This window comes from Alteromonas sp. KUL106 (assembly GCF_009811415.1).
Lineage (GTDB): Bacteria > Pseudomonadota > Gammaproteobacteria > Enterobacterales > Alteromonadaceae > Alteromonas.
Genome location: NZ_BLIG01000027.1, coordinates 25,148 through 48,500 on the forward strand (window position 1 = coordinate 25,148; position 23,353 = coordinate 48,500).

The 23,353-nt window shown below is 45.4% G+C and carries 20 protein-coding genes; 13 read left to right on the plus strand and 7 right to left on the minus strand.

Annotated features, from left to right (window positions below; translation table 11 throughout):
- Window positions 1-25 precede the first annotated feature (25 nt).
- Window positions 26-841: an acyl-CoA thioesterase II gene (locus GVO63_RS09985; RefSeq protein ID WP_159579551.1), complete on the plus strand. Its 816-nt coding sequence runs from the start codon at window positions 26-28 to the stop codon at window positions 839-841.
- Window positions 842-880: 39 nt separating this feature from the next.
- On the opposite strand, the gene GVO63_RS09990 is transcribed toward GVO63_RS09985, so the two are convergent.
- Window positions 881-1,726 (minus strand): HDOD domain-containing protein, encoded by an 846-nt coding sequence (locus GVO63_RS09990; RefSeq protein ID WP_159579553.1) that lies wholly within the window; start codon window positions 1,724-1,726, stop codon window positions 881-883.
- Window positions 1,727-2,206: 480 nt separating this feature from the next.
- Here GVO63_RS09990 and GVO63_RS09995 point away from each other — a divergent pair, with 480 nt between their 5' ends.
- Window positions 2,207-3,478: a glycosyltransferase gene (locus GVO63_RS09995; RefSeq protein WP_159579555.1), complete on the plus strand. Its 1,272-nt coding sequence runs from the start codon at window positions 2,207-2,209 to the stop codon at window positions 3,476-3,478.
- 20 nt (window positions 3,479-3,498) lie between these two features.
- Here the strand turns inward: GVO63_RS09995 and GVO63_RS10000 are convergent, their stop codons facing one another.
- Together GVO63_RS10000 and GVO63_RS10005 are read right to left on the minus strand one after the other, a co-directional pair.
- Window positions 3,499-3,891: a SufE family protein gene (locus tag GVO63_RS10000; RefSeq protein ID WP_159579557.1), complete on the minus strand. Its 393-nt coding sequence runs from the start codon at window positions 3,889-3,891 to the stop codon at window positions 3,499-3,501.
- 12 nt (window positions 3,892-3,903) lie between these two features.
- Window positions 3,904-4,299, minus strand: coding sequence for a DUF2750 domain-containing protein (locus GVO63_RS10005; RefSeq protein WP_159492834.1), 396 nt, complete (start codon window positions 4,297-4,299; stop codon window positions 3,904-3,906).
- A 223-nt stretch (window positions 4,300-4,522) separates the two neighbouring features.
- Here GVO63_RS10005 and GVO63_RS10010 point away from each other — a divergent pair, with 223 nt between their 5' ends.
- From GVO63_RS10010 to GVO63_RS10030, 5 genes are all read left to right on the plus strand, one after another.
- On the plus strand, window positions 4,523-5,308 hold the full coding sequence (locus tag GVO63_RS10010) for a hypothetical protein (RefSeq protein ID WP_159579559.1): 786 nt from the start codon (window positions 4,523-4,525) through the stop codon (window positions 5,306-5,308).
- A 122-nt stretch (window positions 5,309-5,430) separates the two neighbouring features.
- The gene (gene xthA, locus GVO63_RS10015; protein ID WP_159579561.1) at window positions 5,431-6,240 is read left to right on the plus strand and encodes an exodeoxyribonuclease III; all 810 of its coding nucleotides are present in this window, start codon (window positions 5,431-5,433) and stop codon (window positions 6,238-6,240) included.
- A 42-nt stretch (window positions 6,241-6,282) separates the two neighbouring features.
- Entirely contained in the window at window positions 6,283-6,924 is a 642-nt protein-coding gene (locus GVO63_RS10020) for an energy-coupling factor ABC transporter permease (RefSeq protein WP_159579563.1), read from the plus strand.
- A gap of 206 nt (window positions 6,925-7,130) precedes the next feature.
- A complete protein-coding gene (locus GVO63_RS10025) occupies window positions 7,131-8,306 on the plus strand; it encodes an FIST signal transduction protein (protein ID WP_159579565.1) in 1,176 nt (391 codons plus the stop codon).
- Entirely contained in the window at window positions 8,303-9,751 is a 1,449-nt protein-coding gene (locus GVO63_RS10030) for an ATP-binding protein (RefSeq protein WP_159579567.1), read from the plus strand. Before GVO63_RS10025 ends, GVO63_RS10030 begins: the two co-directional genes overlap by 4 nt.
- A gap of 4 nt (window positions 9,752-9,755) precedes the next feature.
- On the opposite strand, the gene GVO63_RS10035 is transcribed toward GVO63_RS10030, so the two are convergent.
- Together GVO63_RS10035 and GVO63_RS10040 are read right to left on the minus strand one after the other, a co-directional pair.
- On the minus strand, window positions 9,756-10,325 hold the full coding sequence (locus GVO63_RS10035; protein WP_159492840.1) for a phosphoribosyltransferase: 570 nt from the start codon (window positions 10,323-10,325) through the stop codon (window positions 9,756-9,758).
- Between the two features lie 76 nt (window positions 10,326-10,401).
- Window positions 10,402-11,847: an FtsX-like permease family protein gene (locus tag GVO63_RS10040; RefSeq protein ID WP_159579569.1), complete on the minus strand. Its 1,446-nt coding sequence runs from the start codon at window positions 11,845-11,847 to the stop codon at window positions 10,402-10,404.
- A gap of 173 nt (window positions 11,848-12,020) precedes the next feature.
- On the opposite strand from GVO63_RS10040, the gene GVO63_RS10045 reads away from it, so the two are divergent.
- The 4 genes from GVO63_RS10045 (at window position 12,021) to GVO63_RS10060 (ending at window position 18,488) form a co-directional block, all read left to right on the plus strand.
- Window positions 12,021-12,620 (plus strand): PilZ domain-containing protein, encoded by a 600-nt coding sequence (locus GVO63_RS10045; RefSeq protein WP_159579571.1) that lies wholly within the window; start codon window positions 12,021-12,023, stop codon window positions 12,618-12,620.
- 62 nt (window positions 12,621-12,682) lie between these two features.
- Window positions 12,683-16,180, plus strand: a complete 3,498-nt coding sequence (gene mfd / locus GVO63_RS10050; protein WP_159579573.1) for a transcription-repair coupling factor — start codon at window positions 12,683-12,685, stop codon at window positions 16,178-16,180.
- Between the two features lies 1 nt (window position 16,181).
- A complete protein-coding gene (locus tag GVO63_RS10055) occupies window positions 16,182-17,861 on the plus strand; it encodes a CsiV family protein (protein ID WP_159579575.1) in 1,680 nt (559 codons plus the stop codon).
- 111 nt (window positions 17,862-17,972) lie between these two features.
- Complete coding sequence (locus GVO63_RS10060) at window positions 17,973-18,488, plus strand: cob(I)yrinic acid a,c-diamide adenosyltransferase (RefSeq protein ID WP_159579577.1); 516 nt, start codon at window positions 17,973-17,975, stop codon at window positions 18,486-18,488.
- Window positions 18,489-18,573: 85 nt separating this feature from the next.
- Here the strand turns inward: GVO63_RS10060 and nagZ are convergent, their stop codons facing one another.
- Complete coding sequence (nagZ, locus tag GVO63_RS10065) at window positions 18,574-19,584, minus strand: beta-N-acetylhexosaminidase (RefSeq protein WP_159579768.1); 1,011 nt, start codon at window positions 19,582-19,584, stop codon at window positions 18,574-18,576.
- 98 nt (window positions 19,585-19,682) lie between these two features.
- Between nagZ and GVO63_RS10070 the strand changes: the two genes are divergently transcribed.
- Both GVO63_RS10070 and ybaK read left to right on the plus strand, forming a co-directional pair.
- Window positions 19,683-22,121, plus strand: a complete 2,439-nt coding sequence (locus GVO63_RS10070) for a penicillin acylase family protein (RefSeq protein WP_159579579.1) — start codon at window positions 19,683-19,685, stop codon at window positions 22,119-22,121.
- A complete protein-coding gene (ybaK, locus tag GVO63_RS10075) occupies window positions 22,118-22,588 on the plus strand; it encodes a Cys-tRNA(Pro) deacylase (RefSeq protein ID WP_159579581.1) in 471 nt (156 codons plus the stop codon). Before GVO63_RS10070 ends, ybaK begins: the two co-directional genes overlap by 4 nt.
- Window positions 22,589-22,648: 60 nt before the next feature.
- On the opposite strand, the gene GVO63_RS10080 is transcribed toward ybaK, so the two are convergent.
- A complete protein-coding gene (locus tag GVO63_RS10080) occupies window positions 22,649-23,242 on the minus strand; it encodes a hypothetical protein (protein WP_159579583.1) in 594 nt (197 codons plus the stop codon).
- Window positions 23,243-23,353: the final 111 nt, after the last annotated feature.

Genomic DNA, 23,353 nt, shown 5'->3' on the forward strand with positions numbered 1-23,353 from the left:
AACTCATCAGACCAGACAAGTAAGCATGACAGTAGACGAATTGCTCAATATTCCCCAATTATCACAAACGTCGGACAATACATGGCGCGTCGACGGGCTCATTATCCCAAAAACATGGGGGCAAGGCCGCACCGCCTTCGGCGGAATTTCTGCGGGCATGCTGTATAGTGCAGTAAAGCAGCAGGTTACTGATAATAGAGTATTGCGCTCGTTCACCACCAATTTTGTTGGGCCATTATCATTAGAAGCGCCTTTCTCCATTGAGGTCACTTTACTTAGAACGGGTAAGAACGTGTCTCAATTCACAGCGCATGCTACACAAGACGGTAAAAGCTGTGTTTTTTCACAAGCGTGTTTTGGTGTGGGCAGAGAGTCCAGTATTCTCGTTGAAAATACAGAGAGACATGACATGCCTCTTCCCAATAAAGCTAAATTTATACCTCAAATTCCAAAAGTTACGCCGAAATTCCTGCGTTATTTTGATTTAGCTATTGAAGATGGCGGCATACCTTTTACTCGCAGAAAGACCAGTCACTACCATGGATTTATGCGCTTTAAGCACGCACCAGAAGTCATTACAGACGCTCACATTATCACGATGATCGATGCTTGGCCGCCAACCCTTCTTCAAATGATGAAACTCCCTGCCCCCGCCAGTACCGTAAGTTGGAACCTAGAGTTTATTCACCCTCATAAACCTGTAAGCCCTACTGACTGGTTCGGCTATAAGGCTCATACAAGGCAAGCTGCAGATGGCTACGGCCATACAGAAGCAACAATTTGGGATAAGGACAACGAGGTCATTGCGATAAGCAGGCAAACCGTCGCCGTGTTCGATTAAGCGCGTGGATTTCACTTGAAGCGCAACGTGCGCTTCAAGTTAATACAACATAAATGCGTGAGGGTTGAACAAGGAGATCACTGATATGCACTGGAGATTGGTAATGTCTAATGCGTCTTCTAAATCCTCGCGGTTCAATGACAGCGATTCATGCAGTTCAGGCTTAAGGTTGTGATAGCTTGGATAGATTTCTGGATTAACATTATCGAGCGCCAACACGTAAGATAGCTGAACTATCTTATCTTCAGTCTCCAATTCATCCTCCTGTCCCTTGTGAATGTTAGCAATAGGGACATGTATTGAGCTGGGAATGCCCCATTTCTCAATGAGTTTTGCTGACAACTCTGCGTAAGTAAAACCTAAAACCCCAAATTGGAGTTCAGATGGGCTTACACGCGTATTGAATGCCTGGCAACGTATGGCGGCTTCAGGTAACAAAGAAACTGTCACTAACTCACCAATATTATGCAGCAAACCTGAAACGAAAAGGCGCTCGGGTTCGCGAATGTTGCGCATATCAGCAAAGTATTTGGCCAAAAGGCCACACGAGACACTTTGTTCCCAAAATTTGTCTAAATCGATTTGCTGACCGTCTACATCACTAAACGCTTTGCTTACCCCATAGGCTAGCGCCAAGTCGTAGGTCGAACGTGTTCCGACAACTTGAATTGCTCGCGTTACGGTGTCAATCTTATTCGGGAAACGATATAAAGCGGAGTTCGCAACCCTAAGAAGCTGCGCCGCTAACGAGGGGTCGAAAGCAATGATATCGCCGATATCCTCAATACTTGAAGCTTCGTCGTCCATACAAGCTTTAAGCCGGGTCACCGAGTCTGGTAATACGAAGAGATTTTCCGCTTTCGAAACTAGTTCTTCTAAATTCATTCGTGCACTCTCACTAATGCCGCCATTGTCAATGTAGCGTTTGAGGCACTTCCGTTCGCCCTCTTGTCTGTAGGTATAGGCATAAAAATCAGGTTGGTCAACAAAGATTCTCTAGTAAAAAAGTATGATTTCTTTACTTTTCATTAACTTAAAAAGTCTATTTTCTTAGTCAGGCAAGTATTATCAGCGCCGTGTTTTAAACTACATTTCCAGTTTATAACCTGTTCGCCATAACATTGACCGACTAACACCATTTTTTATAAAGGTTAGTCGCTACTAATTATAGCGTGCCGTACCAAATTCCATACTTATAATTGTAAAACAAAGAAAAACTTAGGGTAATTACCTAAAAGAATTAGATTTTCTAGGGCGTGTCGCTTTTTCACTCTCCCTACTAGACCCCGAAATTGTGCTAGCATAGACCTCACTATCATTATGGCGCTTCAACGCTAATTTTTAAAAAAAGTAAAAATCACCATTATGTTAAATGTCGTAATTATTGGCTATGTGTGGCCTGAGCCAAACTCATCGGCTGCGGGCCAAAATATGCAATCGATTATCACCCGCTGTGTAGCCTCTGACTTCAACGTATCATTTCTAACGGCCGCAGCAGAAAGCGAGCATAAAACAGACCTGACTACGTTAGGTGTAGATACTTACGCGGTGGCGCTAAACTGCAGTTCATTCAATACGCTCATTGAAAATTTGAAGCCAGACGTTGTGATTTTTGACCGATACATGACAGAAGAGCAATTTTCGTGGCGAGTGAAAGAAAGCTGTCCGAATGCGCTGCGAATCTTAAACACAGAAGATTTACATAGCTTACGCCAGGCTAGACACAGTGCCGTTAAGCTAGATGGCGACGCTAAAAAAGCAGATTTAAATAGTGAACTTGCGCAAAGAGAAATAGCCGCGATACTAAGAAGCGATCTGACACTTGTAATATCTATGGCCGAAATGGTGCTCCTTACGGAGTATTACCGCGTCCCCAACACGCAACTACATTACCAACCTCTCGTTGTGGGACAAACACCGTCACGCTCTATCCCTTTTGAAACACGAGCACATTTTGTTCATATTGGAAACTTTCGACATGCGCCCAACTGGGACGCAGTATTGCAACTTAAGCAAAGCATCTGGCCCGCCATTAAAAAAGCACTTCCAGGCGCGGAACTGCATATTTACGGTGCCTACCCCCCTAAAAAGGCAACGCAGTTACACAACGACAAACAAGGCTTTCTGGTAAAAGGGTGGGCTGAAGATGTCGTGTCGCTAATGGAAAATGCTAGAGTTTTAATCGCTCCCTTACGCTTTGGCGCAGGCATAAAAGGAAAATTGCTTGACGCAATGCGCTGCGCCACACCGTCGATTACAACATGGGTGGGCGCAGAGGGCATCATTCCTACAAACACGGATGAAGACGCAGAAAGGCTCTCGCAGCACAATTTATGGCCAGGCGCTATTTGTAGCACCAACACCACCGAATCAAGTGTCATTGATGATTATGTGAATAAAGCCGTGACGCTATATACCAACCAGGATATGTGGGAAGCAGCGAGCACGCAGGCGAGAAAAATGCTTATTACCTTTAGTGAAAATCAACCTGACATTTCGCTGGTCGATAAAATGGTAAAAATAACAAGTGATATTGAGGCTCATAGAAAAACCTTGTTTATGCAAAGCCTCTTGTGGCACCAAACACTAAGCGCCAGTAAGTATATGAGTCAGTGGATTGAAGCAAAAAACAAATGATGTAGCACTAAACAAATTCACTAGAAGCTTTTGAGTTTGGCTATGACTGATTTTATGCCGTTTCCACGAGACTCGCTTAAATAACGCTCAAGCTGACAGCGAGATAAATATTGCGCATAGTCAAACTCTTTACGCTGCTGTTTCGTCAACGTATTCGCTTTCTCGAGCAGTACAGCAAGCACACCGCGAATAACTTTACTTGGAGAGTATGCCATTACTCTGGCTTCACTGTCTGAAAAAGCAATCCATACAGGACTTTCACAGCCTTCAACCGCGTTTTTATCTGTTCGCGCCTCCTCTGGCAGAGGTGCTAGCGCCTTACCCGTCAACATCAGCGTTCGAGTAAAATCATCCCAACCTTTCGTCTCTGCTAGCGACCGTGCTAGAGGTAATAGCGCATCTTCAGACATCATTTCAAAACCGACTTAATTACCGCCTAATTCTGCAGCAAGGTCTTCAGCGGTCATCACTAAGTTCTCAACATCGCTTGTAGTAGGAAACATAACAAGCTCTACACCGTTTTTATCCAAACCAGGCAACCACGTCTGCTTAAACTCTTCTAACGCGATGTTGACACATTGACCGTCTATGTCATTCATGGCTACAAACTTTTGCGCCAAATCCTTATGAGGAAAGACAGGTAATTGTACGTTTTCTCCGTCTTCGAACATTACGAAGCCTTCAGTGCCTTGAACCAACCAGATTTCATTGGATTTCGCGATGTAGCTTACCACTAACTCTTGGCGCTCTTCTGCACTCAGCTTCATCGCTTGTTCGATGACAGCATCATTTAATTTGTCTGCAATGGTTTCTGGAAACACGTGTTTTTCCTATCTGAAAATTTGCCGCAAGTATACCCGCACCATGATTAGGTGCAATGCAATAAACGCGAAAAAATACCCCATGCCCTACCCATTACAAAGACACCCATGATAAAGTCGTTTAACAAAGACACCCACGATTACCCCGTGACTGAAACACATATAATCAAATTGCATTGAATCAACAACGCCCATGCAAATATAACGCGAAGAACTGTACGCTATGCGAAACCTTTTTACCGCTCTTAAGCAAGACACCCAACCAAGCCATACTGCCCTAGAAAATACTTTCCCATTTTCGATCTATCACCAAAACAATCTGTTTAATAAAACGGCGTATTACGCGGTGCTTACGATTATGAAGGAATTTCATAAGTCTTCTGCCCAGGCATTAAAACAGGCAGAACACGCAGACACACGTCTGGCTCAAATAGCGTCGATGATCGACAGTAACGCTGTATTAACTGCGCTAGACAAAGACACCCTTGAACTAGAAAAAGACAGCCATCTATTCAGCGCAAAACAAGGTAGTACTTACATAGACACCCATCAAACCTCTTATACAGACACCCATCATAAAAAAACCGATAGCGTTCGCATCTGCGCAACTATTAACGATGAAGCTTCCAAAGACACCCATACCAAATCACAGTTACTCCCCGCTTTTCATTCTCCAACAACCGTTGCGATAGCCGCAGCTTACGTATGGTTGGGTTCATCCATGGGCGCAAATATCATCGCTAGAAGGTTGAGCGGCATGGAGTACGATATTCCAACTCATTACTATTGTGCGATGGCCGAATGTGCGAAATCGTGGGTGTCTTTCAAACAACATGTCGATGCATTGTTACCTGAACTTGCTTCAGAGAATGAACGAGTTATTGACGATATCGTAGAGGATGCAAAGGCTTGGTTCGAATATTTGATCAAGTTGGGAATGCAGTTTCAAGCAACCGCATCTATGAAGGATATATCTTCTGAGCGATGCGAAAACCCGCTTTCAACCTAAGCTATAAATAAACTTAATCTATACCATCGACTGAATAGATTAATATTAGGGAAATTCGGCATGAATGGCGTCATCGCTTTCTGATAAACTCGCACCAATTTGAAACAACCGACTAACTAAACATGAAAGTAATTTCCTTTAATATAAATGGCATCCGCGCGCGCCTACATCAACTACAAGCACTTATTGATGCCCACCAACCAGACGTCATTGGCTTACAAGAAATAAAGGTTCATAACGAGCAGTTTCCAGTTGAAGCCGTTGAAGCCATGGGCTACCACGTCTATTTTCATGGGCAGAAGAGCCACTATGGCGTCGCTTTTTTGGCAAAAAAAGAACCACTTTCAGTTTCAATGGGCTTCCCGTCTGACGATGCAGAGGCTCAGCGCCGAATGATCATGCTTAAAACCACGGATGATGCGGGAGAGCCGGTCACAATACTGAACGGCTATTTTCCCCAGGGAGAAAACGAAAAGCACGAAACAAAATATCCAGCTAAGCGTAAGTTCTATCAGGATTTAATGCACTATCTAAACGAAAATCACACTCCGGATGAGAAGATCATCGTCATGGGCGATGTCAACATTTCTCATACCGATTTAGATATCGGCATCGGCGAAGAAAACCGCAAACGCTGGTTAAAGACGGGGAAATGTAGCTTTTTACCTGAAGAGCGTGAATGGCTAAATACTGTTATGGCTTGGGGTTTTGAAGACAGCTTTCGTACGTTAAATCCAGACACCAACGACCGATTTTCATGGTTTGACTACCGCTCGAAGGGATTTAACGACAACCGTGGTCTACGAATCGATCTCATTTTGGCTACAAAGCCACTTCATACAAACCTTACTGACGCGGGAATTGATTACGAACTCAGGGGAATTGAAAAGCCCTCAGACCATGCCCCTATCTGGGCTGAATATAAAAATTAACTGCCCTAGAAATCGCGTAAAAGCCACAGTCGAGGAGTAAATGTGAGTACATTGCAAGTATTAGCTTTTTTGGCTTATGGCGCTTTTTTGTTGGGCGCTATTCGGCACATCGACTTAGCTCACTTTGCCAAAAACAAGCATCAACAACACCTCATTTTTGGCACTGCAGCTTCACTCTTTGTGCTGTGGCTTTTCAAAGCGGGGATTTACGAAGGCCTAGATGTTCATTTTCTGGGCCTAACCGTACTCACATTAATGCTTGGTTTTAGAAACGCGATTATTGCGTCTTTCTTAGCATTGCTTGGGGCCCATGCTATTGGTTACGGCATATGGGAAAACTTCGGTGTCAACGCATTGCTTGGAACCGTACTCCCAATAGGTATCACCTACCTGTTTTACATGCTCTCTTTTCACCACATACCGAGACAGCTTTTTGTTTATATATTTGTTTGCGCTTTTTTCCCTGCCGCACTCTCTATCGCACTGAAGACACTCGCATTAGGCGCTTTCTATTACGCAGAGGGCGTGTATTCTTGGGACATCGTCTTTGACAACTACATCCTGCTCGTTCCTCTTTTAGTTTTTCCTGAAGCCTTACTTAACGGCATGGCGATAACCTTACTGGTTATTTATCAACCAACGTGGGTTTATACCTTTCACGACAAGTTTTATCTCGATAATTAGCGCGTATTGCTTTAGGTCTAGTGATAGCAATATCGACCTTTTCATTGCACCAAAGCGTCTTATCGCCAGCGATGACGATTAAAAAAATGGTCAAACTCATCGTGTAACAGTGACCAATTTTTTAACTTAATTTTTACGACTAATAGTTAATAAATTTTCTCTCACAATCGTCTACTCTTACTATGTAGATGAAAAGGTAGGCAAAAATGCAGATAAATACAGTAGAAATACAATGTGCTGATCACGCGGATGTGGCGAATCAGGTCGCTGAGGTATTCGCTGAAAAATTGCCATCATTAGTGATTGGCTATGGAAATTCTACGCTGCCTTTTTCAGAGATTCAAACCTCACTGGCGGCATTTCATTTTCCTTTTATTGTATCTAGTTCTTGTTTAGGCGCCCTGCTTTGCGATAGTCAGACCGTTAAAGCAGGCTGCGACCTTGCTTTTTTCTGTGTATTTGACGGTGAAGGAGCCTATGGCGTAGGCAGTGCCAATCTTAGCGAAAACAGTCCGTTCCAAGCCGGCGCGAGTGCGCTGTTGAGCGCGCTCGAGGACGCAGGTCGTCCTTATGAAAGCCCTGCTTTAATCTGGTGCGCGCTGCCACCAGGAGAAGAGGAAAGAATTCTAGAGGGCTTTGCCAGCGTCGTGGGTGAAAACGTCCCTGTCTTTGGTGGTTCAATGGCAGATAATACCGTAGAAGGTAGCTGGAATACGGTAACGCACAACGCATACGGCCCACAAACCGTGGCGGTCGTCGCCATGTATCCATCCCCCCCTCTGGGGATGAGTTATAGCTCAGGCTATATGCCTACTGAGACTGAGTTTCGTGTATCTAAAGCCCATGGCAGACAACTTGTTGAACTCAATGGTTCGTCAGCAAGCCATGTATATAACCAAGCAACGAATAACCTCATTGAAGAACAACTCAAAGGGGGGCAGATTTTAGGGCTTACATCGTCTGCCCCGTTAGGTCGCCCAGTCGAATTAGAAGATGGTGCGATTAATTATCTTCTGTGCCACCCTGATTCAGTCGATGAAAACGGCACGCTTAACGTATTTTCTGAGGTGAAAGAAAACGATACTTTAGTGTTAATGGAAGGAAGTATCGCAAGTCTTACTTCTCGTGCTCAGCGGGTTATTAATAATGCCATTATGTTGTTGCCTGAAAACAGAAAGCCCGTGGGTGTGCTCATGATTTATTGTGCTGGCTGTCGACTCATGGTCGGAGACGAGATCAAGCAGATGCTTCTCTCACTGCAAGCGGAGTTCGCTTCACTTCCAATATGTGGTCCCTTCACCTTTGGCGAGCAAGGTCGTTTTCTTGATGGCAAGAACAGACACGGAAACCTTATGATATCAGCGATAGTGTTTTCTAAATGAATAGAGATTACGAAAACGTTTTAGAAGATCTTGCCCTTGTTTATCGCCTTAAGCAGCAGGCAGAGGCTCACAAAAAAGAAACCGACGCCTTGCTTGAAGGGACCCACGCATTGCTCACGGCTGAAAATGAACAAGAACTTTACTCTAAAATGTTTGAAGTGTTCAAAGGGCTCTATAATTACGAAGTATGCTTTGTGCTTGAGAATAATGGGCCAAAGCGGATGAAGTGCATAAACAGTACCTATTCGCCCCTGCTAGACACCATTTGGGATATTGATGATACGCTTTCCCGCGCAGTAAAAAGTTCACCCGTCGCATTGTTTAATATTCAACATCAGCCGACATGGCAACAGCACCTCGCTCGCTTCGACTCACCTGTTACCTCTGTATTGTATTGCCCTTTTAAAGTTCATCAACAACATGCCGTGATTGTGTTTTGTCATCAGTCATTGGGGTATTACACACAAGAATATGTCGAGATGGCTAACCGTTACCGTATTTTTACAGAACAAATCGCCATGGGCATGCAGGCTAAGATGATGGCGCTGGAAACGGTTAGGCTTAAAGAGGAAAAGGCGCAAGTAGAAAAAAGCTTAATCGACTCTGAAAAAATGGCTTCATTAGGTTTGTTAGCGGCGGGCGTCGCTCATGAAATCAATAATCCCATTGCCTTTGTCAATAGCAATATTCACTTTTTGAAAAACGTGGTACCTGCGTTATCGAGTATGCAAAGCATAGTCGATAAGCTTGCGCAAAGTGAAAATGAGGAACAACGGGCCCAACTAAAAAATGAGGCTATCTCGTGGCAAGCAAAGCATAAACTAGACTCTCTGGCAGACGAAGTTAAAGACATTTGCAATGAGTCTGAAGATGGATTGAAAAGAGTCACAGACATCATCACAAGTTTGCGCTCATTCTCGCACGATGCTGATATACCCGATGATGAGACAATAGATGTCAATAGCTGTGTTAACCATGCACTGCGGTTAGTGAACAGCGAGCTCAAGCACAGAATCAACATTCAACAGAAACTGGGGGAAGTTTCACCCATACAGGGTAAAACAGGTAAACTAAATCAAGTACTTGTTAATCTTTTCGTAAACGCAGCGCAGGCGATGGAAGAAGGAGATACGCTCACCATCACATCTTTTAACGAGCCAAAGAATGGGAGTGTGATGATAATTGTTGAAGACACAGGATGTGGAATAGAAAAGCACGCGCTGAAGAAAATGTTTGAGCCTTTTTACACGACTAAGCCCACGGGCAAAGGCACAGGTTTAGGGCTTTATATTTCATTTTCCATTGTAGAAGCGATGGGAGGAACCATTAACGTTGAAAGCGAAGTAAACGTTGGCACCACGTTTACCCTTTCATTCCCAGCACTTGTAGAAAATAAAAAAGCCGCACAAACGTGCGGCTCAAATACAGTCAGTGAAAAGCCGTAGTGGGTTACGGCTTTTTCTCAAACAGGATATCCATGATATCAGAAAGTTCGCCCTTCCCTTCACGGATCTCTTCTTCCGTTAGTCCCGCTATCTCGTGAGGAAACACAAGCCATTCGTCACTTTCGTTGACGTAATAATCCGGCACGATATCAGTGGTGTTGTTTTGAGGCTTGTACCACGGACACGCAATGCGAATGTCTTTTGGCATGTTCAAACGCATTAGCTTGTTAATTTGCTTGATTAGCGCATCAACGCTGCGGCCTGAATCGAAAACATCATCAACAATCAATAATTTGTCATCAGCGTTAGCGTTTTCAATCAAATAGTGTAACCCGTGAACACGGATTTCTTTAGATTGCTTGTTGATACCATAGTAAGACGATGTGCGTACCGCAATGTGGTCGGTAGAAGTGTTCTTAAACTCAAAAAATTCTTGAACTGCAATACCGATTGGAGCACCACCACGCCAAATACCAATAATAAAGTCGGGACGGAAGCCGTCTTCATACACCTTTGCCGCTAAGCGAAAGGAATCCTGTAGAAGCGATTGCGAGGTGATAAAATTTTTATTCATGACGTCTCACTGGGCAAAATTTAAAGACCGCGAGTATAGTGAATTTCGCACTAGTTTGCACGGCTAATTCAGGGAATTATTCGTTTTGAAGCGCTTGTGAGGGCGCTATTTTCATCGCTTTTCGCGCAGGATATACACTGGCTAACACGCACAGCAGTAGCGAAAGTAAAGTAATGCTAACAATTTGTACTGCATCCATTTCTATGGGCAGGCCTCTTCCATCTGCGGCAAGTGCTAAAGGTGAGCCAATCACATCTAAAATGTTGTTTAGCTGAAAGGTGATAACAATGCCTAAGATAAGTCCGATGCCTGCGCCTTTTATGCCGTTAAATAAACCATTGAGCACAAAAATCCACATGATGGTTCTGGGCAACATACCTTGGGTTTGAAGTACCGCAATATCCCCTTGTTTTTCTGTTACCACCATCACGAGTGCCGAGACGATATTAAATGCAGCAACGGCGATGATGAGCAGCAGCATAAGCGCCATCATGTTTTTCTCCATCTTCACCGCATCAAAGAGTGGCCCTTGGCGTTCACGCCAGGTTTTAACATCGTTAACAGAGACACCCATCGTATCAGTTAAATAATTTACAACCGAAAGGTAATTAAATGCATCATTCAAAAACAGGCGAAGTGACTGTCCAGTGCCTTTCGGGTCACGCATTAAACGGTTTACATCATGAAGATTCATATACATCACTTTGTCGTCCATCTGCGACCCCATATCGAAGACACCCACAACAGTGACAAGTCGTTGACTAGGCATGCGGCCAAACGGCGTATAAACGCTGGCCCCAGCCACCATTACGCGCAACCTATCGCCCACTCTCACATCTAGTTTAATCGCCAGCGAACGACCAATGATTGCTGTAAAACTTCCTTCAGCTAAGTCGCTAAACCTTCCTTGCTCCATATGGCTGGCAACCAAGGTGTGCTCCAACATCACCTCTGGCTCAATGCCGTGAATCTGTACGCCTCGCAGTTCTGAGCGCGACTGAACCACAGCTTCGGCTTCACGGTAAGCCATGTTGGCGACAACGCTAGTGATGGGTGTCTTGCTAATTTCACCTAAGGAAAGTTGATGCGGTTTTATCGTGTTTGAGATGGGTGTCTTTGTATCTTTTTTAGCGTCTTTCGATTCGTTTGCCGCTACACTGCTTTGCGTGGGTGTCTCGCCAATATTGCTGCTAATTGACGTGGGTGTCTTGCTAACTTCTAAACTATTTTGCGTGGGTGTCTTTATAGTTTCGCGCACACTAGAGTTGGGTGTCTCCGTAATTTCGCGGGCGCTAGCAATGGGTGTCTCTGTAATTTCGATATGAGGGACGATGCCTAAAATGCGTTGTTTCAACTGCCCCTCTAGGCCGTTCATTACAGATACCACAATGATGAGTGCCATAAGGCCCAATGCAATGCCAGCAACTGAGAATCGGTTAATGAAAGAGACAAAACTGGTTTGGCTTTGCTTGTTAGACTTGGCATAACGATAGGCAATGAATGCAGAAAGAGGATAAAACATGGCGCCTTGCTTTTCAGTAATACGGTAATCTGGCCCGGCTTGGCTATGCTTAATGAATAAAAAATTCAGATAAGTAGCCCAAAGGCGAGATGACGGGCTAAGCCCAAAATAGTAAAGTGGTTATACTACGTGTAAGCTACTGGCTGCACAAGAATTAGTGGCAGAGGAATGATGTGAGCGAACTAAGCCTAGAACAAAAACAAGCCCAATTCGATGAATACTTCTCAATAGCGCATTGTATTAATGCAAACGTACGCCCTTTAGATAGTAATGAGGACGTACCCGATGAAGAAGCGCTGGAAGAGTCGATGCCTTATGCCTTTCGTATTGCAAGCGAAATGGCCGCTTTAGAAGCCCAAGCAATTAGACCGCTAAGAAACCTTGGCGACCATGCTGAAACATTGGCTGAATATCTGAATCATCAATCAAGAAAAATAGATTTGATGATGTCATTTGTCCTTCACCAACAAGATGAGCCTGAGTATCGTTTCAAAACGGTAAAATTAGGTGGTGGCGGTGTCATTATTGAATCAAAAGAGGCACTGGAAATAGGCACTAACGCTGAACTTAAACTTTTTCTTGATGCCGAAGCTGCTGCTATTTTTTGTTATGGCGAAGTTATTACTTGCGAGCAGATTGAAGATAGCTACCATATCGCTTTTATTTTCAGTTCAATACGAGAGCAAGATCAGGAGCTTTTGGTTCGCGCAAGTTTGCACATTCAAACCCAACAGCTAAGAAAACGATCCAAAGAGAGAAAGTCGGGATCCTAAAAGGCCTTTGCATCAGTATATAAGCCGTAAAATCACACTTGCACGTAAAAAAACAGGACGTCATGACTGCCACTTTATTATCGCTACCATTACCTGCGCCTAAAAAAGAAGCCTCATCACAAGATCATAAGCACTGGGGTCAACTTCAGGGCAGCAGCGCCGCTTTGTGTATCAGCCAGGCACTGAGCCAGTATAAAGGCCCTATTGTATTGATAACAGCCGACACCCCCTCGGCCATGAAGCTAGAAAAAGAAATCTCATTTTTTCTGAGCGAAGAGACGAAAAATACCCCCATCACGCTTTTCCCTGATTGGGAAACGCTGCCTTATGATTCGTTCTCTCCTCATCAGGATATTGTTTCTCAGCGTCTTGAAACCCTGTTTCGTTTTACGCAACAAGTAGATGGTGTTTTCATTGTTCCTGTTAATACCTTAATGCAGCGCCTTGCGCCTACCGACTATTTAGCGAAGTATTTGCTCATGCTAAATAAAGGTGACACGCTAGATAGAGACCAGTTTAGGCGAAATCTAGAGCAGGCGGGCTACCTGCATGTAAGTCAGGTAATGAGCCATAGCGAGTTTTCCGTACGCGGCAGCATCATTGACTTATTCCCAATGGGGAGCGTTCAGCCTTTTCGCATCGATTTATTCGACGACGAAATTGACTCAATTCGCTATTTCGACACCGAAACGCAGCGTTCTGGCGAGGCTGTAAATGAAATCCGTTTGTTACCCGCGCGCGAATTTCCCACAGACAAAGAGGCCATCACCCTTTTCCGTCAGCAGTTTTTAGAAAAATTCGATGCAAACAATGCCTCAGAAAGCGTATTTTCTCAGGTCAGTAAAGGCACAATGCCAAGCGGTGTAGAGTATTACCTTCCACTCTTTTTTAAACAGACCGCCACATTATTTGATTACCTGCACCCTAGAAGTTTGCTTTTACTTCACGGTGACGTGCAAGACGCCAGTGAATTCTTCTGGGCCGATGTGCAGGAGCGCTACGAACAGTACCGATATAATTTAGCGCGCCCTCTCCTTGCACCTGATGCATTGTTTTTACCCATTAACGAATTATTTGGCGCCATTAAGCAGTGGCCTCGGGCCTCGCTATCAAGCAACGTGTTGGAAGAGAAACCCGGCACGACTAATTTGCAGTGCGAAAAACTTGATGACATTGCAATAAACTCGCAAAAGAAAATACCTGCTGAGCGCTTAATTAAAACTGTAAATCAGGCCACTGACAACGGGGCGAAGGTACTGTTTTGTGCCGAAACCCAAGGTCGTCGAGAAGGGCTGCTTACGGTGCTGGCCAAAGCGGGCATCAAACCCAAAATGGTTGATAGTTTCAGCGATTTCATCGCAAGTCACGACAGTATCGGTATAACGGTCGGTATGGTTGATAACAGCTTCCGCTGGCAAACGTCGGAAGGTGAACTGCTGTTTATTACCGAAACCGAACTGTTAGGCCAAAAAGTCAGTCAACGACGCCTTCGCGACAAACGTTCAGCCACCGATGAAAGTGCAATCATCCGCAACCTCGCTGAGCTTTCTATCGGCCAACCTGTTGTGCATCTCGACCACGGTGTGGGCCGTTATTTAGGCCTTCAGACGCTAGACGCTGGCGGCGTTACCACCGAGTACTTGTGCATTGAATACGCCAAGCAATCGAAACTGTATGTCCCTGTTGCGTCATTACACCTTATTTCTCGCTACACGGGGGGCGATGCAGACAGCGCGCCTGTAAGCTCGCTCGGGTCTGATGCGTGGACTAAAGCGAAACAAAAAGCGGCGGAAAAAGTGAGGGATGTGGCGGCAGAACTGTTAGATGTGTATGCCCGCCGGGCCGCCAAACCAGGCTTCGCTTACAATATTAACTGGGACGACTATCAAGCGTTCGCAGACAGTTTCCCGTTTGAAGAAACCCCTGACCAAGCACAAGCAATTGCCGCAGTAATGCATGATATGGGCAGCCCATCAGCGATGGACCGTCTAGTATGTGGCGATGTTGGCTTTGGTAAAACTGAGGTAGCCATGCGAGCGGCCTTCCTTGCTGCAAACGCCGGCAAACAAGTGGCAATACTGGTGCCGACTACCCTGCTCGCCCAGCAGCACTACGAGAACTTTAAAGACCGGTTTGCCGCATGGCCTTTTGAAATTGAAGTAATGAGCCGTTTTGTGAGCGGTAAAGCGCAGAAATCAGTAGTAGAGCGCATTGGTGAAGGAAAAGTCGACATCGTTGTGGGCACCCATAAACTGCTTTCCAACGAGATCAAGTACAAGGATTTAGGCCTTGTTATCATTGACGAGGAGCACCGCTTTGGGGTGCGTCAAAAAGAGAAGCTTAAGTCTCTTCGCGCTGATGTGGATATTCTTACGCTTACCGCCACGCCTATTCCACGAACGTTAAATATGGCGCTTTCCGGCATGCGTGATTTATCCATTATCGCCACTGCACCGGCCCGTCGCCTTTCTATTAAAACCTTCGTACAACAGCGCAATAAAGCGGTGATCCGCGAAGCAATCATGCGTGAAATTTTGCGTGGCGGTCAGGTTTACTTCCTTCATAACGAAGTAGAAAGCATCGCGCGAACCGCTGAAGAAATTGCCGAAATCGTGCCTGAAGCCCGCATTGCGGTCGGTCATGGTCAAATGCGCGAACGCGAGTTAGAAGCGGTAATGAGCGACTTCTATCATCAGCGCTACAACGTATTAGTGTGTACCACCATTATTGAAACAGGTATTGATGTGCCTAGCGCGAATACCATTATTATGGATAGGGCCGATCATTTAGGCTTAGCGCAGCTGCACCAATTGCGCGGTCGTGTGGGGCGCTCTCACCACCAGGCCTATGCTTATTTGTTAACGCCTCATCCGAAACGAATGACCAAAGATGCGGTTAAGCGTTTAGAAGCGATATCTCAGCTGGAGGATCTTGGGGCAGGCTTTGCACTGGCCACCCATGACCTAGAAATCCGTGGCGCCGGAGAGTTATTAGGTGACGACCAGTCTGGCCAAATAGCAAGCATTGGATTTAGCTTGTATATGGATATGTTAGACAAAGCTGTTAATGCGCTTAAAGAGGGTCGAGAGCCTTCGTTGGATGATGCTACATCAGGCCATACCGAAGTAGAGCTGCGCATTCCTGCCCTGCTTCCAGAAGATTATATTGCTGATGTTAATACCCGTTTATCGCTTTATAAGCGCCTTGCTAGCTGCACATCACAAGACGACATTGACGAGTTTCAGGTCGAGTGTATAGACCGCTTCGGCTTATTGCCTGAGCCAGCTAAAAACTTAATTGAAGTGGCTGAAATTAAACTCAAAGCGCATGCATTAGGCATTCTAAAAGTAGACTTGTCGGCACAAGGCGGTACCATAGAGTTCAAAGAAACTACCAAGGTCAATCCGGGCTACATTATTAGCCTTGTACAAACCAAGCCAAACACGTTTAAGTTTGAAGGGAGCCAAAAGCTACGCTTGGTTAAAAAGACCGAAACAGCTAAAGAGCGCATCGCGTTTATTAGCGATATTATTGCCGATTTTGCAAAGGAGTCGCGATAACATGAAGTTATCCCGCTGGTGCCCGTTAGTTGCATCTATAAGCGCCGTTTTCTTAAGTACCATGTCGACCTCAGTTCTTGCCAACGACGATTGGTGGTTTGATGTGGAAGTCATTGCATTTAAACGTAACGTTGCGCTTACTGAACTAGAAGAACAATTTTCGCTTGCTGATAACTTATCGGCTCCGCGGGCCCAGGCAGATCTCATTAGCGACATTATCGCCCCGGATATCAGTTATTTAAAACAAGGGTTGCCCGTTTGTGGTGCTGACAACGCTGTAAAGTGGGCGGATAACCCGTTACTGCACGTTCCACCAAGCGATGTAGATTTTTTATCGCTACCTCAATCCATCGACGCTACTCAAACTGAAGGGCAACAGACGCCCTCTCCTTTGCCATTTGAAACGGCAACCGATAGCGTGACTGATAATGAGGTTTCAGCCAATGCCGTTGATGATTTTGATAACGTTGATGATTCTTTTGACGATATAAGCCCTGCCCCTGATGCGCAAACCATCGCTAGCTATTGGACTGCGTTTTTTGGTGTAACGCGCACATCGCCCGTTACCGTTCCTGCTTTCAAATATTGCGAAGAAGATAAACCTTGGCTTAGCGCTGAAGTGACAACCGCCGTCGTTGCAGCTGCAGCCACTAATAAAGGTAATGACGACAGTACTGGCTTACCCTCTGTTGTTAACACTACGCTTCAACCTGCTATCGTTTGGAAGGTCAATAAACCTGATAACCGCATGCCGGCTCCAGCCGCGTTGCCCATCATCATAGAAGGCCACGACTGGCCATTGGCATCAAAGGCGCACTTACTTACCAGTAACGAGCAGGCCTTGGCATCTATTTCCCGTCAAATTCGCTCTAACCGCGATTTAGAACGTTTATTTCACACTACATGGCGTCAGCCTGTCATGTTTGGAAAGAATAACGCATTTGATGTGCGGGTATACGGCGGTCAAAACTACGCGCAGCAGTTTAATTTAAATGGCGAAATGCGAACGCAAAGCGCACCCTCGGCTGAGGCCACAAGGCCATTTTCGTTAAGCGATAATGCCCTTGTCGATAACAAATTCCAACTTCGCGATGAAAGCCAGGCTTCGGTGCTTAACAGTAGCGAAAGTGGCGCTATCGATGAAAATATTAAACCCTCAGTAAACTATGCAGCGCAAGAGCAACAGCCGAGTAAATCCGAACTAGTTGCCGTTTCGGATATTTTTGCGGAACTCGAGATGCGCCTGGCGAACCCTTCACCCATCGCGTATGACGCATTTAAAGCGTTGGACACACCACTGATTGTCGAGCAAAACGAAGAAGGCGCAAGCGACGTTGCATTCAGAACTCCCATTTGGGAAATAGACGGCACAATAAAGGTTTTTCTTAAATACATAAACCGCGTGCCCTATCTGCACATTGATAGTGAGATGTTCTATCGACAGCCTGTCCCCTTAAGCTACTTTGGCAATCAGGAAGTTGATGTTAACCAAGGCAGCAATGAAAACGATAGCCGCGCGGCTAACGATTCAGCGTCGCAAACATACAAACTGGTGTCGGTGCCACTCATTGAACAACGTCGGGTGATAAGTACACAATTGCACTATTTCGACCACCCATTGTTCGGGTTCGTTGTTCAAGTGAGACGATACAACCGCCCTGCTGAAAGCGAACAGCAGTGAGCGCGTGTCAGGGGCACGAGATTTCGGGTTATATAGAAAAGGGTTAGCAATGCAAAAGAGCACTGCGTTTAATCTTTATTTTAATATTCTGGTTTTACATTCAAGGGCTTTATGAAAATTTACACTCGCACTGGCGATAAAGGCAGTACGCAAATATACGCAGACAAGGCCGTTCGTGTAGACAAAGACGATTTAGTGGTAAAAAGCTATGGCGATATGGACGAGTTAAACAGTCAAATAGGGCTTTTAGCAGCACACGTCGCCGAGAAGCATAAACCGATGCTCCATGATATTCAGCGCAATCTTTTTCAAGCTGGCTTTGCCATATCAGCGAGCTCCACATTGGCGCAGGCTGACATTGAAAACCTAGAAAACCTTATTGATAACATTACCGGCCAAATGCCACCTAATACATCTTTCGTTTTGCCAGGTGGAAGTAAATCGGCGGCACAGGCACACGTATGCCGTGCGGTATGTCGTCGCGCCGAACGTTCTGTTATTAGCCTGTCTAAGCATTATGACGTACCTGAAGTGGTTCATGCATATTTAAACCGCTTAAGCGACTTTCTGTTTACCTTCGCGCGCTTTTTAAATATTGAAGCCGGCGTAGATGAAGTGGCGGTGTAGCCGTTGCTGTAATAAGAAGGAGTGATATCAAAGCCTCACCCTTTAGATATGAGCACCGGTAAACCGGTGCTTTGCCTCACATGTTTTAACGTTCACTTAAGCGCTTAATTAAGTCTACAGCGCTCTCATATTTACCCCGAAGCCCAGCAGGCAACACGCGACCATAGAGCGCCATAACCCGCTCTTGCCTTACTTCATCGTCATTACTTACGTTTGCATAGCGAGGCGCTATGCCATCTAGAATACTCTCTGCACCTTTTGGATTGTTGCATGCCAGCACCATATCACAGCCCGCATCGAGTGCAGCTTCGGCGCGTTCCACGTAGCCCCCTGCCACACTAGCCCCATGCATCGATAAATCATCAGAAAACACGGCACCATTAAAGCCTAAGTCACCTTTAAGCACCTCTTGCAGCCATTTGGGTGAGAACCCCGCAGGCTTATCGCATACTTGATTGTAAATCACATGAGCAGGCATCACACCGTCAAGCATGGCGCGCTCAATTACGCGTTTGAACACCACCATATCAGTACGTTGTATTTCATCAAATTCGCGCTCATCCACAGGTAACGCAACATGAGAGTCTGGCGCAACGCTGCCATGCCCAGGAAAGTGTTTACCAATGGCGGGCATGTTCACCGCTTTTAACCCCTGAATAAGGTGTGTCGCAAGACGAATGACCTCATCCGCATTATCAGCAAATGCTCTATTGCCAATGACTTGGGATACGCCGTTAATATCCAGTACGGGCGCAAAGCTAAAATCAATATCAAGCGTTTTTAGCTCGTAAGCTAAAGCTAGCCCACACGCTTTCGCGTAGGCAGCACTCTCATCTTGATGTTCCGACTGACGTAAAATTTCACCCATGGCAGGAATTGCGGTGAAACCTTCGCGAAAGCGCTGAACCCGGCCTCCTTCGTGATCAACCGCAATTAAAATCGGTTTTTTCGCGTAGCGCCTTATATCTTGAACCAGAGCAGAAAGCTGACGTTTGTCATGATAGTTACGGCTAAATAAAATGACGCCACCCGTTACCGGATGCGCTAATTTTTCCTTTTCTTCAGGCAGAAGTTCTTCAGCCTGACAGTCCAACATTAACGGGCCCACATCACCACCTTTACCTGTGTCATAAAACATCACTTCAATTTTGCTTATTCTGTGGTTAGGATAGAGAAAAATAGGGAGTTTTACACGTGATAAATTGGTTCAAGTGGTTGGTTTTAGGTGTTTTAACACTGCTTATGTTAACAGCATTAGGCATTTACACTTCTCTTCGCTTAAGCTTGCCGGCGCTTGAGGGAAATAGCGCCACTTATCATGTCAACGCGCCTACCGATTTAAGCCGCGATAAATTAGGCCACGCGGTCATTAACGCTAACGACATTTTCGATGCGGCTTATGCATTAGGCTTTGCTCATGCGCAAGACCGGTTCTTTCAAATGGATCTTCAGCGTCGCGCCGCTTCGGGCAATTTGTCACAATGGGTTGGCGACATTGCACTTGATGTTGATAAAAAAGCCCGCTTTCACCAATTTGAAAATCGGGCAAAGGCGGTCTTTAATAGCCTTCCCTCAAAACAACAAGCGCTGCTAGAACGTTATGCCCATGGTGTAAACGATGCACTGTCTGAATACACCTTACCGCCATTTGAGTACCTAGCCGCAGGCGTTGACGTAAAACAGTGGCAGCCTACCGACAGCATTCTTGTTATCTACAGCATGTATTTAGATTTACAAGGCACTCAAGTGGAGCTTGATTTAACCAGAGAGGCACTGCTTTCAACGTTTGGCAACGACATGTATCGGTTTATTACGCAGCCAAGCAACTATCAAGCGGCCTTAGATGCCAGTGAAATCCCCTTGCTCGATGCTGAAATCCCTCCCTATCCGGCGTTTCTTCGTTCTACGGCTGAGAGCAAAGATACCAGCACTGAAAACAACGTTAGCCAAAGTAGCCAAGAGAGTAGCCAACATAGCCTCACTATAGAATTTGAGCCTGCAAAAGTACTCCGAAACCTAAATAGCATGAATACGGCAATTGCCCGTGCACAGTATAATGGCACTGAGCTTCCTGATATTGGCAGCAACAACTGGGCAGTAACAGGCGAACACACCTCAACGGGTGCAGGCCTTTTGGCGAACGACATGCATCTGGGTCTGCGCGTGCCCATCATTTGGTATCGCGCCCAGCTTAACTATCAAGAGTCAGGAAGCAATGTACAAGTTACCGGCGTATCGCTACCCGGTTTGCCCGGCATTGTGGTGGGTACCAATGGGCATATTGCCTGGGGTTTTACTAACGCCAACCTAGATAATGTAGACTGGATTGAGCTAGATGAAACAACACCAACTACTACAGTAACAGAGCGTATTCCTTTACCCGACGGCGAACATGAATTCAAATTTGAGGTAAGTGCGTATGGCCCGGTTAAAGTGCTTAATGGCAAGCGCTATGCACTCAACTGGGTAGCCCACCATCCCTTTGCTGCTAACTTGAGTATTGTGAATTTCGGTACAGCAAACACAGTTGAAGCGGCTATTAACGTTGCCAAGCGTATTGCTATTCCAACACAAAATCTTGTCATTGTAGATGAAAGCGGCAATGCAGCATGGCTTCCAGGTGGGGCTGTTTTACACAGACAGCAAGCCTCATTCACGGCCGTGAAAGAACAAGACGTGGCTGATACAGCGCCACAGCGCGCGGCAAACTTGCCCATAGTATCTAACCCTAGTATGGGAAGAATATGGACCGCAAATGCCAGAGTTATTTCTGCTGACGACTTTAAAGTATGGGGTGATGGCGGCTATGCGCTTGGCGCACGGGGTCAACAAATCAGAGACCGGCTATTTGAAAAAGATACCTTTAGTGAAACTGACTTTTACGCCATACAGCTAGATAACCATGCCCGCTTTCTTATTCCATGGCAGCACCTTTTATATGGTTTGCTGAACGTGCAGGATATTGAATTTAAGCCCGACCTCGCGTATCTCAATACGTGGGGCGAATGCGCCTGTGAAGACTCGGTTGGCTACACACTGGTTAAACACTTCAGGCAAGAGGTAGTACAAACCCTTTTTGGTGGCTTGCTTTTAAACTTAGACGAACAAGGCGTAAACAGCCGTACGCTGCTAAGGGGCATTGAGCCCGCTACGTGGCAACTTATTCACAGTCAGCCTGATTCTTGGCTACCCGCCGGTACAGACAGTTTTGACGAGCTATTGGTAGACGCTTACCGACGGGCCAAACACAAGCTTCTAGACAAATACTCACCGGTAGAAGCAAACATGGAAGCCTTGGCGTGGGGCAAGGTTAATGCACTTTCTGTTAAACATCCATTCGCCAGTCAAATTCCGCTAATTGGAAACATGCTCAACATGCAGCAAGTAGATGGCTTTGGCGACACTTACATGCCTGCAGTTCAAGCGCCAAGTTTTGGTGCGTCTGAACGTTTATTTGTTAGCCCCAGTCATTTAGAAGACGCTATTTTAACCTTACCTGGCGGTCAATCGGGCCACCCATTGTCAGAATTTTTTACAGCTGGCTTTGACGATTATGCAACCCATGCTGCAACCCCGCTCTTACCCAGCGCGCCGGTATACAGCCGCACATTTTATAAAAAAGAGGTTGAATGACGCCTGCAATCACATTACTGACTAAAAAACGTGTCGCGCATACGGTGTTGAAGTATGAACACGATGCTAGTGCTGCATCCTACGGGTTGGAAGCCGTTGAAAAACTAAACCTTAACGCCGATACCGTATTTAAAACCTTAGTAGTGAGCACTGACACCAATAAACTGGCCGTTGCCGTGGTGCCCGTAAACACCAAGCTAAGTGAAAAGAAAATGGCAAAAGCGTTAGGTGTAAAAAAGGTAGAGATGGCCCAAGCAAACGCGGTAATGGTTGCCACGGGGTATGTATTAGGTGGGGTAAGCCCGTTGGCCCAGAAAAAGCGCTTAGCCAGCGTGATTCACAATAGCGCTGAAAGCCTTACTACAATGCACGTAAGCGCTGGAAAGCGTGGGTTAGAAGTGGCCCTGGCCCCTGCTGATTTGGCTTTGCTGACAAGCGCTAAATTTTCGGATATTTCCGTAAGTTAGCTTTGTACAATCCAATATATCGTAAGCTGCATTAGCAAAAACTAACAACGCGGTATTTGTTTATACAACTGCCGCCATTATATTCTTAAGGTTTTCGATTGGTTTAAGCCTTTTTTTAATCAACACATCTTCGTTTATCTTTAGGATAATACCTTTCAGTAAATCAGTGGTGTTTTCTATATGCGATAGTGATTTAAGATGCTCTATGTCTTCGAAAATCTTACGCCCTTTTAACGATAAGCGCTTTTCTGATCTGCCTGTTGCCAAGTCACTCTGAAGATAACTCGCTATTTTTTTCGCTGACTTTTCATCTTCAGACAATGAGTGAATGTAGTACTTCATCATGCTTGGAACAAAGTCTGTAGTTGCGCCAATTTCCATTGTCGCTAAATTTAGAATATCGATTAGATGCGCAGGTAAACGCCCTTCAACAGGCTTACGCTTTGCTTCATATTGACGTTTAACCGCAGGCGTGGATTGATGAGGTAACACAATCACACTTCCGCACTTATCACATACCCCAACTAAAACCTTCTTAACTACACCAGTACCATCACTGAAAGGAACATCTCTTAATTGAAATGTCGCATTTTCAAATGATTGGCACGTGCTGCATGCCGCTTTCTGCGACTCACCTACTTTGAAAATTTTCATATCTTTCCCTTAATGATGGACGCTAATAAAAACGCTATTCGGCTCTACGAAATACCATTTAACATACCAACTATGACCGCCTCGCCTTGTTTTTATTATGTGTACTGTAAT